12 protein-coding genes are annotated in these 15,226 nt (G+C 70.0%); 5 read left to right on the top strand and 7 right to left on the bottom strand.

The window, feature by feature from the left end; all coding sequences use genetic code 11:
• Complete coding sequence (locus ACWGI2_RS20570; protein WP_453397984.1) at positions 1-720, top strand: helix-turn-helix domain-containing protein; 720 nt, start codon at positions 1-3, stop codon at positions 718-720.
• Positions 721-744: 24 nt separating this feature from the next.
• Here the strand turns inward: ACWGI2_RS20570 and ACWGI2_RS20565 are convergent, their stop codons facing one another.
• Complete coding sequence (locus ACWGI2_RS20565; protein ID WP_453696696.1) at positions 745-1,770, bottom strand: 6-phosphofructokinase; 1,026 nt, start codon at positions 1,768-1,770, stop codon at positions 745-747.
• A 311-nt stretch (positions 1,771-2,081) separates the two neighbouring features.
• On the opposite strand from ACWGI2_RS20565, the gene pta reads away from it, so the two are divergent.
• From pta to pyk, 3 genes are all read left to right on the top strand, one after another.
• Positions 2,082-4,160, top strand: a complete 2,079-nt coding sequence (pta, locus tag ACWGI2_RS20560) for a phosphate acetyltransferase (RefSeq protein WP_453696694.1) — start codon at positions 2,082-2,084, stop codon at positions 4,158-4,160.
• An 80-nt stretch (positions 4,161-4,240) separates the two neighbouring features.
• On the top strand, positions 4,241-5,461 hold the full coding sequence (locus tag ACWGI2_RS20555) for an acetate kinase (RefSeq protein ID WP_453696693.1): 1,221 nt from the start codon (positions 4,241-4,243) through the stop codon (positions 5,459-5,461).
• Positions 5,462-5,548: 87 nt separating this feature from the next.
• Positions 5,549-6,967 (top strand): pyruvate kinase, encoded by a 1,419-nt coding sequence (gene pyk / locus ACWGI2_RS20550; protein WP_453696691.1) that lies wholly within the window; start codon positions 5,549-5,551, stop codon positions 6,965-6,967.
• Positions 6,968-7,042: 75 nt separating this feature from the next.
• Here the strand turns inward: pyk and ACWGI2_RS20545 are convergent, their stop codons facing one another.
• The 4 genes from ACWGI2_RS20545 to ACWGI2_RS20530 form a co-directional block, all read right to left on the bottom strand.
• On the bottom strand, positions 7,043-8,386 hold the full coding sequence (locus tag ACWGI2_RS20545) for a hypothetical protein (RefSeq protein WP_453696690.1): 1,344 nt from the start codon (positions 8,384-8,386) through the stop codon (positions 7,043-7,045).
• Complete coding sequence (locus tag ACWGI2_RS20540; RefSeq protein WP_453397978.1) at positions 8,376-8,930, bottom strand: DUF6114 domain-containing protein; 555 nt, start codon at positions 8,928-8,930, stop codon at positions 8,376-8,378. The genes ACWGI2_RS20545 and ACWGI2_RS20540 overlap by 11 nt, the downstream gene beginning before the upstream one ends.
• A gap of 136 nt (positions 8,931-9,066) precedes the next feature.
• Positions 9,067-9,684 carry a DUF6230 family protein gene (locus ACWGI2_RS20535; RefSeq protein ID WP_453397977.1) on the bottom strand — a complete coding sequence of 206 codons (618 nt, stop codon included), beginning with the start codon at positions 9,682-9,684 and terminating at the stop codon, positions 9,067-9,069.
• 591 nt (positions 9,685-10,275) lie between these two features.
• A complete protein-coding gene (locus ACWGI2_RS20530) occupies positions 10,276-11,259 on the bottom strand; it encodes a tetratricopeptide repeat protein (protein ID WP_453397976.1) in 984 nt (327 codons plus the stop codon).
• A gap of 374 nt (positions 11,260-11,633) precedes the next feature.
• Between ACWGI2_RS20530 and ACWGI2_RS20525 the strand changes: the two genes are divergently transcribed.
• Complete coding sequence (locus ACWGI2_RS20525) at positions 11,634-12,284, top strand: TetR/AcrR family transcriptional regulator (RefSeq protein WP_453696689.1); 651 nt, start codon at positions 11,634-11,636, stop codon at positions 12,282-12,284.
• A gap of 719 nt (positions 12,285-13,003) precedes the next feature.
• Here the strand turns inward: ACWGI2_RS20525 and ACWGI2_RS20520 are convergent.
• Complete coding sequence (locus tag ACWGI2_RS20520) at positions 13,004-14,011, bottom strand: SDR family NAD(P)-dependent oxidoreductase (RefSeq protein ID WP_453696687.1); 1,008 nt, start codon at positions 14,009-14,011, stop codon at positions 13,004-13,006.
• Positions 14,008-15,204, bottom strand: coding sequence for a UDP-N-acetylglucosamine--N-acetylmuramyl-(pentapeptide) pyrophosphoryl-undecaprenol N-acetylglucosamine transferase (locus ACWGI2_RS20515; RefSeq protein WP_453696685.1), 1,197 nt, complete (start codon positions 15,202-15,204; stop codon positions 14,008-14,010). Before ACWGI2_RS20515 ends, ACWGI2_RS20520 begins: the two co-directional genes overlap by 4 nt.
• Positions 15,205-15,226: the final 22 nt, after the last annotated feature.

Genomic DNA, 15,226 nt, shown 5'->3' with positions numbered 1-15,226 from the left:
GTGCCCGTGCAACCGAGCCAGCCCAATCAGCCGACGCCCCCGTTCAACTTCCCCGCCGCCCGGCGCCTCCGTGAGGCCCTGGGGATGGCGCACGGGCATGTCGCCTATGGGATGCGGGCGAGTTATGGGCTCACGTACATCACCCCGGAGACCATCGCCGCCTGGGAGCGCGGGCTCGCCGCGCCCACCTCCGCCGAGCTCTCCGCCCTCGCCGGGACCCTGTGGTGCTCCCCCGGCGAGCTGATGGGCGCCGCGACCACCCTGCGCGAGCACCGGCTCGCGCGCGGGCTCGCCCCCGAGGACGTGGCGCGGGGGGCCGGCGTCGAGATCCAGGCCTATCTGCACATGGAGGAGACCAACACCTGGCGTGGCAACGAGCGGCAGTCCGCCGCCCTCGCCGAGGTGCTGCAGCTCCCGCTGCCCGACTTCATCAACGTCACCGGGCGCGCCGACGACCTCGCCGATCTGCTGCGCCGCGCCGTCACCACCCGCTGGCAGGGGTACGTGCGGCCCGTCAGCAAGATGCTGCCCGTGCGCAAGCGGCACCTGGAGGATGTGCTTCAGCAGTTGCACGCCGACTATCAGTCGCGCATGGTGCGGACGCTCAGCTGGGGCGGCGGCGCAGGAGCCGATGCCTCGGGGAGCGCCGGGCAGGACTTCCTGGACAAGATCCTTGAGCACTTCTGGGCTCAGGTGCGGGGGACGGGAGCCGGGGGCTGATTCCCCCGGCGAGTGGACCGGCCTCTAGAACACCGACTCCGCCTCGTCCATCCGGTCCTTCGGCACCGTCTTCAGCTCGGTGACCGCCTCCGCGAGCGGCACCATCGTGATGTCCGTGCCCCGCAGCGCCGTCATGCGGCCGAAGTCCTCGCGGTGCGCCGCCTCCACCGCGTGCCAGCCGAAGCGGGTGGCGAGGACGCGGTCGTACGCCGTCGGGGTGCCGCCGCGCTGCACGTGGCCCAGGATGACCGGCTTGGCCTCCTTGCCGAGGCGGCTCTCCAGTTCGTACGCGAGCGCCGTACCGATGCCCTGGAAGCGCTCGTGGCCGAACTGGTCGATCGCGCCCACGCCGTAGTTCATGGTGCCGTCGGCCGGGTGCGCGCCCTCGGCGACGCAGATCACCGCGAACTTCTTGCCGCGGGAGAACCGCTCCTCGACCAGTTTGACCAGGTCAGCGGGGTCGAAGGGCCGCTCGGGGAGGCAGATGCCGTGGGCGCCGCCCGCCATGCCGGACTCCAGGGCGATCCAGCCCGCGTGCCGACCCATGACCTCGACGACCATCACACGCTGGTGGGACTCGGCCGTCGTCTTGAGGCGGTCCATCGCCTCCGTCGCCACACCCACCGCCGTGTCGAAGCCGAAGGTGCGGTCGGTCGAGGAGATGTCGTTGTCGATCGTCTTCGGGACCCCGACCACCGACAGGCCCGCGTCCGACAGCATCTTCGCGGCCGTGAGCGTGCCCTCGCCGCCGATGGGGATCAGGACGTCGAAGCCGATCTCCTTGGCGAGCGCGGGCGCGTCCTCGCACGCCGCGCGGAAGCGGTCGCGCTCCAGGCGCGACGAGCCGAGAATCGTTCCGCCACGGGCCAGGATGCCGCTGACCTCGTTGAGACCGAGGGAGCGGTAGCGGCCGTCGAGCAGGCCCGCGTAACCGTCCTCGAAGCCGATGACCTCGTCGCCGTAGTGCGTGACGGCGCGGTGCACGACCGACCGGATCACTGCGTTGAGGCCGGGGCAGTCGCCGCCTGCGGTGAGAATTCCGATGCGCATCGTGCTGTGTCTCCTGCTCGCTGTTGATGCTTGTGAGCCGGTCCGATTGTTCCATGACCGCGCAGGGGTCGCTGCTCCCACACTAAGCACGCCCGGCCCACGGCTGCTCCGCCCGATCCTGGGGAGAAGGCCCTCGGGCCCGCTCCACGAGGCCTTTCGTCCGGCGGGCGACCTAGCCAGCCACAGAGGTATTGTCAAGAGGGCACGGCAACCATATCGGGTCATTTGTCCGGCCCTGAGTGACCTCGCCCGGCCTCGCCCGGTCTCACCGGGCACGCAGGGAAACCGCAGCGAAGAAGGGGAGAGCACGCGTGACGCGCAGCGTGTACGTGACCGGGATCGACCGGGGCGACGGCCGCCAGGTCATCGAGCTGGGAGTCATGGAACTCCTGACCCGTCAGGTCGACCGGGTGGGGGTCTTCCGCCCGCTGGTCCACGACGGGCCGGACCGCCTCTTCGATCTTCTTCGAGCCCGATATCGGCTGGCGCAGGACGCCGCGTCCGGGTACGGCATGGATTACCACGAGGCCTCCGCGATCCAGGCCGAGCAGGGCACCGACGAGCTGGTCTCCCAGCTCGTCGACCGCTTTCACCGGGTGGCGCGGGACTACGAGATCGTCCTCGTGCTCGGCACGGACTTCGCCGACACCCAGCTCCCGGACGAGCTGTCCCTCAACGCCCGCCTCGCCAACGAGTTCGGCGCCTCGGTGATAGCCGTCGTCGGCGGCAAGAACCAGACCGCCGAATCCGTCCGCTCCGAGACGCGCAACGCCTACCGTGCGTACGAGAGCCTGGGCTGCGACGTCCTCGCGATGGTCACCAACCGGGTCGCCCCGGCTGACCGCGACGAGATCCACGACAGCCTCGCGGCCGGCCTCCCCGTACCCAGCTACGTCCTGCCCGACGAGCCCGCCCTCGCCGCACCCACCGTCGCCCAGATCACCCACGCGCTCGGCGGCCGGGTCGTACTCGGCGACGACGCGGGCCTGGCCCGTGACGCGCTCGACTTCGTCTTCGGCGGCGCGATGCTGCCGAACTTCCTGAACGCCCTGACCCCGGGCTGCCTCGTGGTCACCCCCGGCGACCGCGCCGACCTCGTGGTCGGGTCGCTCGCCGCACACAGCGCCGGTACGCCGCCCATCGCGGGCGTCCTGCTCACCCTCAACGAACAGCCGGGCGAGGCGATCCTGAAGCTCGCCGACCGCCTCGCGCCCGGCACCCCGGTCATCGCCGTATCGGGCGGCTCCTTCCCGACGGCGGGTGAACTCTTCGCCCTGGAAGGGAAGTTGAACGCCGCGACACCCCGCAAGGCGGAGACGGCCCTCGGCCTCTTCGAGCGGTACGTCGACACGGCGGGCCTGCTCACCCGCGTACAGGCCCCCAGCAGCGACCGCGTCACGCCGATGATGTTCGAGCACAAGCTCCTGGAGCAGGCGCGCTCCGACAAGCGCCGCGTCGTGCTGCCCGAGGGCACCGAGGAGCGCGTCCTGCGCGCCGCCGATGTGCTTCTGCGGCGGGGTGTCTGCGATCTGACGCTGCTCGGCCCGGTCGAGCAGATCCGCAAGAAGGCCGCGGACCTCGGCGTCGACCTCGCGGGGTCGCAGCTCATCGACCCGCAGACCTCCGAGCTGCGGGACGCGTTCGCCGCCAAGTACGCCGAGCTGCGCGCCCACAAGGGCGTCACCGTCGAGCTCGCGTACGACGTCGTCGCCGACGTGAACTACTTCGGCACCCTGATGGTGCAGGAAGGGTTCGCCGACGGCATGGTTTCGGGTTCTGTTCACTCCACGGCCGCCACCATCCGGCCCGCGTTCGAAATCATCAAGACGAAGCCGGATGCCTCGATCGTGTCGTCCGTCTTCTTCATGTGCCTCGCCGACAAGGTTCTCGTGTACGGCGACTGCGCGGTGAACCCGGATCCGAACGCCGAGCAGCTCGCCGACATCGCCGTCCAGGCGGCGGCCACCGCCGAGCAGTTCGGCGTGGAGCCGCGGATCGCGATGCTGTCGTACTCGACGGGCACGTCGGGTTCGGGCGCCGACGTCGACAAGGTGCGCGAGGCGACGGAGCTGGTGCGGGAGAGCCGCGGCGATCTGAAGATCGAGGGGCCGATCCAGTACGACGCCGCCGTGGAACCCTCGGTCGCGGCGACGAAGCTGCCGGACTCGGAGGTCGCGGGCCAGGCGAGCGTGCTGATCTTCCCGGACCTGAACACCGGCAACAACACGTACAAGGCGGTGCAGCGCTCGGCGGGCGCTATCGCTGTGGGGCCGGTGCTGCAGGGGCTGCGCAAGCCGGTGAACGACCTGTCGCGGGGTGCGCTCGTGCAGGACATCGTGAATACCGTTGTGATCACGGCGATCCAGGCCCAGGGTTCCGCCGGCGTATGAGCGATCGGCGTTCGAGCGCCGACAGAAAACAGATGACAGATAGCCAACTCCGTCAAACGTCTACAGAAAGCACCTCCCCCGTGACCGCCACCCGCGTCCTCGTCCTCAACTCCGGCTCCTCGTCGGTGAAGTACCAGCTGCTCGACATGCGGGACAGCTCCCGCCTCGCGGTCGGCCTAGTCGAGCGCATCGGCGAGGAGACCTCGCGGCTCAAGCACACCCCGCTGACCGGCGGCCGCGAGGAGCGCGAGCTCAACGAGCCTATCCCCGACCACGAGGCCGCCCTGAAAGCAGTGTCCGCCGAGCTCACCGCCGACGGCCTCGGCCTCGATTCTCCCGATCTTGCCGCGATCGGCCACCGCGTGGTGCACGGCGGCCTGAAGTTCACCGCGCCGACGGTCGTCACGGACGAGGTGCTCGCGGAGATCCAGCGGCTCGTCCCGGTGGCTCCGCTGCACAATCCTGCCAACATCACCGGCATCCGCACGGCCCAGGCCCTGCGCCCCGACCTCCCTCAGGTCGCCGTCTTCGACACGGCGTTCCACACCACGATGCCGGAGTCGGCCGCCCGCTACGCGATCGACGTAGCGACCGCCGACGAGCACCGCGTCCGGCGTTACGGCTTCCACGGGACGTCGCACGCGTACGTGTCCCGCGAGACCGCCAAGCTGCTCGGCAAGGCGCCGAAGGACGTGAACGTCATCGTGCTGCACCTGGGCAACGGCGCGTCGGCGAGTGCCGTGCGGGGTGGCAGGTGCGTGGAGACTTCGATGGGGCTCACGCCGCTTGAGGGGCTCGTGATGGGTACCCGTTCCGGTGACGTGGACCCGGCGGTCGTCTTCCACCTGGCACGCGTCGGCGGGATGTCGATCGACGAGGTCGACACCCTGCTCAACAAGAAGAGCGGTCTGGTCGGTCTCTGCGGCGACAACGACATGCGGGAGATCCGGCGTCGTGTCGATGAGGGTGATGACGCGGCCTCGCTCGCGTTCGACATCTACATCCACCGTCTGAAGAAGTACATCGGCGCCTACTACGCGGTGCTCGGCCGGGTGGACGCCGTGGCGTTCACGGCGGGGGTCGGTGAGAACGCGGCGCCGGTGCGGGAGGCTGCCGTCGCGGGTCTGGAGGAGTTGGGGCTCGCGGTCGACGGAGAGCTCAACGCTGTACGTTCCGACGAGGCCCGGCTGATCTCACCGGAGTACGCGCGGGTCGCGGTCGCCGTCGTCCCGACCGACGAGGAGCTGGAGATCGCGCAGCAGACCTACGCACTGGTCGCGAGGTTCGGTGACCCGTCGTGACCGCAACGCCTGAGCGCACTTCCGCCCATTTGTAGATTCCACCAGACGGAATATTCCGTAGCGAAACAAACCGATAGGATCGCCCCCATGCGCCGTTCCAAAATCGTCTGCACGCTGGGCCCCGCCGTCGACTCCGAAGAGCAGCTCGTCTCGCTGATCGAGGCCGGCATGAATGTGGCCCGCTTCAACTTCAGCCACGGCACGCACGCCGAGCACCAGGGGCGGTACGACCGCGTCCGTGCGGCTGCCGACAAGACCGGCCGTGCCATCGGCGTCCTCGCCGACCTGCAAGGTCCGAAGATCCGTCTGGAGACCTTCGCCGAGGGCCCCGTCGAGCTGGTGCGCGGTGACGAGTTCACCATCACCACCGAGGACGTCCCCGGCGACAAGTCCATCTGCGGCACCACCTACAAGGGTCTGCCCGGTGACGTCTCCAAGGGCGACCAGGTCCTGATCAACGACGGCAACGTCGAGCTGCGCGTCGTCGAGGTGGAGGGCCCGCGCGTCAAGACGATCGTCGTCGAGGGCGGTGTCATCTCCGACCACAAGGGCATCAACCTGCCCGGCGCGGCCGTGAACGTTCCCGCGCTCTCCGAGAAGGACGTCGAGGACCTGCGCTTCGCCCTGAAGATGGGCTGCGACATGGTCGCCCTGTCCTTCGTGCGCGACGCGGGCGACGTCAAGGACGTCCACAAGGTGATGGACGAGGAGGGCCGCCGGGTCCCCGTCATCGCGAAGGTGGAGAAGCCGCAGGCCGTCGCCAACATGGAGGGCGTCGTCGCGGCCTTCGACGCCGTCATGGTCGCCCGTGGTGACCTGGCCGTCGAGTATCCGCTCGAGAAGGTCCCGATGGTGCAGAAGCGCCTCGTGGAGATGTGCCGCCGCAACGCCAAGCCGGTGATCGTCGCGACCCAGATGATGGAGTCGATGATCACCAACTCGCGTCCCACGCGCGCCGAGGCGTCCGATGTCGCCAACGCGATCCTGGACGGCGCGGACGCGGTCATGCTGTCCGCCGAGTCGTCCGTGGGCGCGTACCCGATCGAGACCGTCAAGACGATGTCGAAGATCGTCACGGCGGCCGAGGAGGAGCTGCTCGCCAAGGGTCTGCAGCCGCTCGTGCCGGGCAAGAAGCCGCGTACGCAGGGTGGTTCGGTGGCCCGTGCCGCGTGCGAGATCGCGGACTTCCTCGGCGGTGAGGCGCTGATCGCCTTCACGCAGTCCGGTGACACGGCCCGTCGTCTGTCCCGCTATCGCGCGGCGCAGCCGATCCTGGCCTTCACGACCGACCAGGCGACCCGCAATCAGCTCACCCTGAGCTGGGGCGTGGACTCGTACGTCGTGCCGCACGTCGACAACACCGACGCGATGGTCGATCTCGTCGATGCCGAGCTGGTCAAGCTGAACCGCTTCAACGACGGCGACACCGTGATCATCACGGCTGGTTCGCCTCCCGGCGTTCCCGGCACCACCAACATGGTCCGGGTGCATCACCTGGGCGGCTGACACACCCTGATACGACGCTGAGGGCGCCCCCTGACGCAGGGGGCGCCCTCGGCGCTTCGCGGCTCCCGGTGAAGATCAGTCGGTGATCGTCTGGCTCAGACCGGGGACGTGCAGGTTGCCGCCGAACTGGCCTGCCTGCTGCACCTTCACGTCCGTGAAGTAGATCAGCGGGATGTTCAGGGGCGGCGGGTGCTCGGGGTCGAACGTGATCGGGATGAGCCCGAAGAGCTTGCCGGAGATCGACTCGGTGTACATGGTCGTCTCGCCGCCACGGATGGTGGAGGTGGAGCCCTTCTCGGCCTGGACGTGGTACTTCTTCCCGGCCGGGCCCTCGACGATCTGGTGCAGGTCGCCGATGTCCGTGTTCTGGACGACGTACTTGAGGGCCTGCTTCGTCTTGCCATTGGGCATCGTCAGGTTGACGACGCCCTGGTAGTCCGCGCCCTTGAGGGTGAGCGAGCTGGCTTCCAGGTGCCACGGCTGGTTCGGGATCGGCGCGGGCGTCTGCTCGGCCTTTCCGTCGACCTTCTTCTCGACCACGCACGGGAACGGCTTCTTGCCGTTCTCGTCCGGTGCCATCGGGTCCGCGGACTCCTCGGCCTTCGCCTTGTCGGCCGCCTCTTCGGCGGCCTTCTCGGCGTCTTCCTTGGCCTTGTCGACCGTGTCCCCGGCCTTGCCCGCACCGTCCTCGACGCCGTCCTTGACGCCGTCGAGGGTGTCCTCGACGGGCTTGGTGACGTCGTCGACGGTGTCCTTCGCCGTGTCCTTCGCCTCTTCCTCGGAGGACTTGCTCTCCTCGGAGGCCGACGGGGTCGGCGTGGGGCTCGCGGATTCCTTCTCGTCGGGCGTGAAGAGGTCCTTGAGCGCGGGGCCGACACCCAGCGGGTCCAGCGGGTTCTTGGTCTCGGAGGGTTCCGGAGCGGGCTCGTCGGCCTTGTCGTCCGAAGGGGACGGGGTCGGCTCGGCCTTGTCGGAGCTGCCGGAGCCGTCCGGGCTGTCGGAGTCCGAGCCCGCCTCGTCACCGGCGGAGGGCGAAGGCGTCGGCTCGGCGGCCTCGTCCTTCTTGGCCGCGTCCTTCTCGGCCTTCTCCTTCTCCGCTGCCTCCTTCTCCGCCTTCTCCTCGGCAGCCTTGTCGGCTTCCTTCTCCGCGTCCTTGGTGGCCTCGGACGCATCGTCCGGCGCCGTGACGCACGGGCCGTCCTGGAAGGGGTTCTTCGGCAGTGGCTTGGCCTGCGCGAGCTGGGGGGTCAGTCCCATGCCCATGAGGACCGCGGTCGGCATGGCCGCGATGGCTATCGCCTTGCCCGCCGGAACGTGCAGGCGGGTGAGGAGCGGCTTTCTGGGTGCCGCGTGGCGCGGCCCGGATCTCGCGCGGGGCTGCCCCGCGGAGTCCTCATGGTGCACCTCGTCAGCCGGCACGGTGCCTCCCGTTCGTCCCGTTGTCCGGGCTCGTTCCTGACAGATCGTCCGTAGTGCCGCTCACCCCGTTCGCGGCCCCCGCGGCCGCGGGCTCCGGCGCCCCGTCGTCGGAGCCTTCGGTCCGCGCCTTGGCGGGTTCCTTCGCCGGCTTGGCCGCCGCCCAGGAGATGCCGAGGGCACCGCCGATCAGGGCGAGCAGGAAGCCGATGACGAAGCCGCCGAAGTTGGAGACCACCAGAGAGACCAGGGCGAGCAGAATCGCCGCGACGCCCGCGAAGATCCGGGAGTGCGGCTGGAACCACATGGTCAGGCCGAGCACGACAAGCAGGACGCCGATGATCAGCGAGCCGGCGCCGGCGGTCGTCGCCATCCGGATCGTCATCGTGCCGAGCGTGAGGTTCGCGTACGGGAAGTACATGATCGGGATGCCGCCGAGCAACGTCAGCAGACCACCCCAGAACGGGCGCTGACCGCGCCACCCTCGGAACGATCGGCGCATCCGGCCGAGCTTGTCGCCCAGCCCCACTTGCGCTTCGGCGCTCATGTCGTACAGCTCCTCGGGGAATGGCGTTGGTTCTGTGTCCTGCGGATTCGGGCACGGGGACGGCTGTCGATATCCGTCGCGCCCCCGCGCCCGGCCGTTCTTCGCTACAAGTACCGCTGTCGAGGCATCAGTTGCCTCAGTAGCACTCGTGCTTGCCCTTCTTGACCGACATGCCCAGGCCAGAGAGCTTGAAGGTGCCGGCGGTGGTCGCCCACGCGCGCTGCTTGACGTCGGTGAACCGCACCTTGTCAGCCTGCTGCGCGAACGAGTCCGGGGCGTACTTGTCGCCCTTCGCCGGGCCGGGGCCCTTGGTGGTCTGGTCGACCGAGACGCCGATGTCGACGTTGGTGAACGTCGCGTCGGCCTTCAGGTCGTCGGCGTCGATGTAGAGCTTCTTCGCCTCGACCCTGGGGCCGCCCTTGGCGCCGGCCTTGAGGGTCATCGACACATCGCCGAAGACGGGGACCGGAACGACGACGGACTGACACAGGTTGGTGATCTTGGCCGAGTCGAGGCCGACGACGGCGACCGGGTGGTTACCCGACTTGCCGCTGTCAAGCGCCCCGTACTGGACGAAACCCGTACCGTCGAGCTGGTCGGCAGTCACCTTGAACTGCTGACCGGACACACTGAACGATGCCGCGAGTGCACCCTGCGAGAGGGCCACGCCTATCGCGGCAGTCGCCGCGACGCTCGGCACCATGACTACGGCGAACCGCTTCCATCTGGTTCCGCCACGAGCCACGGACTCCATGACTTTCCTCCTTCTCGGACGTACATCTCCGGCCCTGGCTGGTCCCGTTCGGGCGGCTCAGCCGGGCAGGGATGGGAGAAGCGCTACGTCCTCGGGAGATCACCCCCGAGCGACAACCACTGGTCGCACGCGACACGCACAACCTGCCGGACAGGCCCTGCCGGATGGCAGAGACCCCCCTGTCCAAGGCCGGTGACGGGGTGTCTCCGGCCTGCTCGGTGGGGACCCAGAAAGCCCGCTCCCGATTGGCTTTCGGGCTGCGGGTTATTGGACCGAGCGTCGCCGATCGTGGTGCATTCTCGGCCCCCGCACAAGGGGGTTCGTTACTGGCTAGTAACGGCGCGATAACCGAACCACGACCGCCCGGTATCGGTCGGCCACGGACGGTGCACCCATGGGGAGGAACAGATCGGGAGGTTCAAGTGCACAACAGGACAGAAGACTGGCCTGGGCTTACTCCCAGTAACAGTGGCCGCGTTTACCAAGTTTTGGTAAAGCGCGGCCACTGTGACGCCTTGACGGCGAATTTTCACTCGGGCAACACAAGCCCCAGCGTTTAGGGACTGGTCAGCGAACGGCCCGCGGGACGGCTCAGAAGAGCACCCGCGCGAGCTGCGTACGCGCCGCGGTCACCCGCGGGTCGTCCGAGCCGACCACCTCGAGGAGTTCGAGCAGCCGCACGCGCGCGGCGTCCCGGTCCTCGCCCGCCGTACGCCGGACCGCGTCGATGAGCCGCCCGAAGGCGTCCTCCACATGACCGCCCACCAGATCCAGGTCGGCGGCGGCGATCTGCGCGGCCACGTCCGCGGGACGGTCGGCGGCGTCCTTGCGGACCTGCTGCGGGTCCAGACCCTGGACCCGCTGCAGCAGTTCGGCCTGGGCCAGGCCGAGCTTGGCCTCCGTGTTGCCCGGGTCGTCGTTCAGTACGTTGCGGTATGCCTGGACCGCGCCGCCCAAGTCGCCCGCGTCCAGCGCCTGGACGGCGGCTTCGAGCAGGGCGTCGTAAGGACCGGCGGGCACCTCGGCGACGGGCGCCTCCTGCTGGTCACCCCCGGCGTCCGGGTCGACGGTGATACCGGTGAGCCCGAAGCGCTCCTCGCCGACCTGGATCAGCTGGTCCAGGGTCTGGCGGATCTGCTCCACCGGGGCCGCGCCCTGGAAGAGCGGCAGGGCCTGCCCGGCCACCACCGCGAAGACCGCCGGGATCCCCTGGACCCCGAACTGCTGCATCAGCATCTGATTGGCGTCCACGTCGATCTTGGCGAGGACGAAACGGCCGTTGTACTCCCGCGCGAGGCCTTCGAGCAGCGGGCTCAGCTGCTTGCACGGCTCGCACCACTCGGCCCAGAAGTCGATGACGACGGGCACTTCGGTGGAGCGCTGGAGGACGTCGCGCTCAAAACCGGCCTCGTCTACGTCGATGACGAGGCTGGACGGCGAGACGCCCGACGCGGCGCCCCCGCCCTGCCGGGCCGCTTCGGCGCGCGCCTGCTCCGCCTTCGCCTTGGCCTCCTGGGCCGCCTTCACGGCGGCGAGGTCGACGACTCCGCTCATGGACATGTTCCGTGGCTGCATGAGTACATCCTCCCCCAAGCCGTGCGGGAACCGCGCCCGTCCGAGGCCCCCCGCCGGATTGCGGGGCCGCGGACGGTCGTGGCGCCAAGGTCCCGAGGAGGACCGATGGTTGTGGCGCAGGGTCCCCACCCTGTGCCGGTGCTTGCCGCTGTGGTTGTCGCTGTCTGCTGTCGCTGCTTGTTGTCGCTCTCGCAGCGATCGAGTGTGGGCGCCGAGGAGGAATTGCCGTTCGTCCCGCCCACATCTCTTTCGCTACGAGTCGTAGCGTAACTGTCGGGCGCCGACGTGTGGGCGGCGGGCCTGCGCGAACTACAGTGATCTGCCTCACTCGCCACTGATCCGGCCCATTCCGTACTGGCCGGTATGGTCACGGGATGCAGAGCCGCATTCCCTCCCCCGCCCGCACCGGTGGCCGCCCCCGCAACGCGGCGGCGGACACCGCGATCCTGGAGTCGACGCGTCAGGCCCTGGTCGAACTGGGCTGGTCCAAGCTGACCCTGGGCGACGTCGCGACGCGTGCGGGCGTGGCCAAGACGACCCTCTACCGGCGCTGGGCGGGCAAGAGCGAGCTGGTCGTGGACGCGGTGGCGGAACTGTTCGACGAGCTGGAACTGCCGGACCGCGGCAGCCTGGCGGCGGACATCGAAGGTGTGGTGCTCCAGTTCGCGGCGCTGCTCGGCCGTCCCGAGACGAAGACCGCGCTGATGGCGGTGGTGGCCGAGTCGACGTCGGACGAGCCACTGCGGGAGCGGATCCGTACGTCGATCGTGGACCGCCAGAAGCGGCTGGTCCTCGCGGGGCGCAAGCGGGCGCAGGAGCGGGGGGAGCTGCCCGCGGAACCCGACCCCGCGGCGGCCGGCCGCACCGCGGACCTCATCTTCGACGTGATCGCCGGGGCGGTGGTGCATCGGGCGCTGGTCAGCGCGGAACCGGTGGACCAGGACTGGGCCCGCCGCTTTACGCTGCTGCTGCTGGGCGGTCTCGCCGCGGCGGCAACTGGCCCCGAAGCCTCCACCAGCCCCTGACCGCCCGCTTGGCGCTGCGGCTGCGGCTGCGGCGACCCCAGAGCCGCCGCTTCGCGGCGGATACCCCCTCCCACCCACCCGTTTACCCCGCAGCGTGCTGTCAGCGTGCGGGGCTGGTGCGGAGACGCTGGGCGAGGCGTCGCCCAAGACCACGACGCGCCGCCCGCCGCTCCGCGGCGAATTCCCCCCCCACCCGTTCACCCTGCGGCAAACCGCGCCGATCGCGGCTTGGGTCGTACCGCCCCGCCAAGGCATCAGCCGCAACCTGCCCCGCCCGCTTTGCAGCCCACCCGTTCACCGCCGGGTAATCGGGTGGGTGGGTGGGGAAAACCGCTGCGAAGCGGCGAACTGAAGCCCACAGCGGAGCTGTCAGCCAGATGGACAAGCCCAGCGCAGCAGGTAGGCAGGCAACACCGGCTGCGACCCACCCCCGCCGCTTCGCGGCGGATATCCCCCACCCACCCATTCACCGCCGGGTAATCGGGCGGGCGGGCGGGCGGGAAAGACCGCCGCGAAGCGGCGCACTGAAACCCGCAGTGAAGCCGGCAGCCAGACGGGCAGACCCAGCACACGACCCGGGGCGATCGGGCGGGTGGGTGGGAGACATCCGCCGCGAAGCGGGCGGAAAGCGGTACTCGGCGCACGAGCTGGCAGCCCCGGGAGACCCCCGCCGCCGAGCGGCAGGCCGGAGCGACGCCCAGGCCGCCCCAGGCGGCGCCTCAGACCTGGTAGCGATCCGCCGCGAAGAGGTGGAGATTCTCCGCCACCCACGTCGACGTCCACTTCAGACCCTCCGTCAAGGAAACCGACGGAGTCCACCCCGCCCACTCCCTCGCCCGGGAGTTGTCCGAGAGCAGCCGCAGGACCTCGCTGCCCGAAGGGCGGAGACGGGACGGGTCGACGACCACCTTCGCCTCGCGCCCGGACGCCTCGATCAACGCCTCCGCCAGATCACCGATCGAAATCTCCTGGCCCACCCCGAGGTTCACCGCATGGCCGACAGCCGCCTCGCACGCCGCCAGAGCCATGAAACCCCGCGCCGTATCCGTCACGTACGTGAAGTCCCGCGTGGGCGTGAGCGAGCCCAGCTTGATCTCCCGTGCCCCGGAGTGCAGTTGGGCAAGGATCGTGGGGATCACCGCACGGGCCGACTGCCGCGGGCCGTAGGTGTTGAAGGGGCGGACCACCGTCACCGGCAGCTCGAAGGCGTGCCAGTGCGAGAGCGCCATCATGTCGGCGCCGATCTTCGAGGCGGAGTACGGGGATTGAGGCTGGAGGGGGTGGTCCTCGCTGATGGGCGCCGTCTGCGCCGTCCCGTACACCTCGCTCGTGGAGGTGTGCACGAGCCGCCGCACGTCATGCCGCCGGCACGCCTCCGCCACGTTCTCCGTACCGACGACGTTCGTCTGGACGTACGCCCCCGGGGAGTCGTACGAGTACGGGATACCGATCAGCGCTGCCAGATGAAAGACCGTGTCGCAGCCCGCGACCGCGTCCATCACGCGCCCCGCGTCCCGGACGTCCCCCGCGAGCATCTCGACCCGCGGGTCCCCGAGCAGATGCGCGAGGTGGCCCTTCTCCGCGTACGGCTTGTAGTGCACGAAGGCGCGGACCTTCGCGCCCTGTTCGAGGAGCAGGTCGACGAGCGTCGAGCCGATGAAGCCCTCGGCCCCGGTGACCAGGACCGTGCGGCCGGCCCAGCTGAACGTCGCGCGGTTGTTGCTCATGCGTACTCCAAGTGCGGTGTGTGGTGGTGGGTGAGGTGGATGACCCGCTCGGCGAGCAGGTCGGCCGCCCGCGCGTGCGGGCCCGGATCGGCCGCCCCGCTCATCGCGGCGAGCCGCGCCGGATCGGCAAGGAGCGGCCCGACGAGCTCCGCGAGCCGCGCCGCGGTCGTCTCGCCGTCGGGAAGGAGCAGACCCGCGCCCGCGTCGGAGAGGACCCGCGCGTTGTGGGTCTGGTGGTCGCCGGGCGCGTGCGGGTAGGGCACGAGGACCGCGGGGACCCCGGTGGCGGCGAGTTCGGCGACGGTCGCCGAACCGGCGCGGCAGACCACCAGATCGGCGGCCGCGTACGCGAGGTCCATCCGGTCGAGGTAGGGCACGGCGCGGGCGGTCGCCTCCACGCCCGCCTCCGTCAGGCGCCGCCGCGTCTCGTCGAGCGCCGCGGGTCCCGTCTTGATCAGGAGCTGTACGTCGTCGCGGTGCCGCCAGCGTGCCGCGAGCCCCACGGCCGCCTCGGTCAGCCTGGCGGCGCCGAGGCTGCCGCCGTTGAAGAGCAGCAGCCGGGCCGCGTCAGGAACCCCGTACTCCCGGCGGGCCTCGGCCCGCAGCGCCGCCCGGTCGAGCGTGGCGAGCGGCGCCGCGATGGGCATCCCGGTGGTGTACGCGCGCTCGCCGCCCGGCAGATGCTCCCGGCTGCGGTCGAAGGCGACGGCGATGTTCGGGGTGAGGCGGGCCGCGAAGCGGTTGGCGCGGCCCGGCACCGCGTTGGACTCGTGGATCAGGCTGGGCAGGCCCGCCATCCGTGCGCCGACGATGACGGGGGCGCTGGGGTAGCCGCCCATCCCGACCGCGACCTGCGCGCCCTGGGCCCGCAGGATCGCCCGGCACTGGGCGCCGGACTTCACCAGGGCGGCGGGCAGCAGAAACCGCTTGGCGCCGAGCGAGGGGTCGAAGGGAATCATGTCGACGGTGTGGAGGCGGTACCCGGCCTCCGGTATCAGCCGGGTCTCAAGGCCCCGTTCCGTACCGACGAAGGAGATGACCGCGCCCGGCACGGCACGGCGCAGGGCGTCGGCGAGGGCGAGCCCGGGATAGATGTGTCCCCCGGTGCCGCCCGCGCCGATGACGACGGAGAGAGGGGCACGCCCGCCGGCCCTGGCCCCTGCCTCGGAAGATCGCGCATCGGGAGATCGCATATCGGGTGTTCGCATGGCAATG

Source organism: Streptomyces sp. NPDC054866, assembly GCF_053610745.1.
This window is presented reverse-complemented; position numbering and strand designations above follow the sequence as displayed.

What these genes read in the sequence shown, in the direction of transcription:
- ACWGI2_RS20535 (WP_453397977.1), bottom strand. Translation starts at nt 9,684, where the DNA reads ATGGAGTCCGTGGCTCGTGGCGGAACCAGATGGAAGCGGTTCGCCGTA.
- ACWGI2_RS20515 (WP_453696685.1), bottom strand. Translation starts at nt 15,204, where the DNA reads ATGCGATCTCCCGATGCGCGATCTTCCGAGGCAGGGGCCAGGGCCGGC.
- ACWGI2_RS20525 (WP_453696689.1), top strand. Translation starts at nt 11,634, where the DNA reads ATGCAGAGCCGCATTCCCTCCCCCGCCCGCACCGGTGGCCGCCCCCGC.
- pyk (WP_453696691.1), top strand. Translation starts at nt 5,549, where the DNA reads ATGCGCCGTTCCAAAATCGTCTGCACGCTGGGCCCCGCCGTCGACTCC.
- ACWGI2_RS20565 (WP_453696696.1), bottom strand. Translation starts at nt 1,770, where the DNA reads ATGCGCATCGGAATTCTCACCGCAGGCGGCGACTGCCCCGGCCTCAAC.
- ACWGI2_RS20540 (WP_453397978.1), bottom strand. Translation starts at nt 8,930, where the DNA reads ATGAGCGCCGAAGCGCAAGTGGGGCTGGGCGACAAGCTCGGCCGGATG.
- ACWGI2_RS20530 (WP_453397976.1), bottom strand. Translation starts at nt 11,259, where the DNA reads ATGCAGCCACGGAACATGTCCATGAGCGGAGTCGTCGACCTCGCCGCC.
- ACWGI2_RS20520 (WP_453696687.1), bottom strand. Translation starts at nt 14,011, where the DNA reads ATGAGCAACAACCGCGCGACGTTCAGCTGGGCCGGCCGCACGGTCCTG.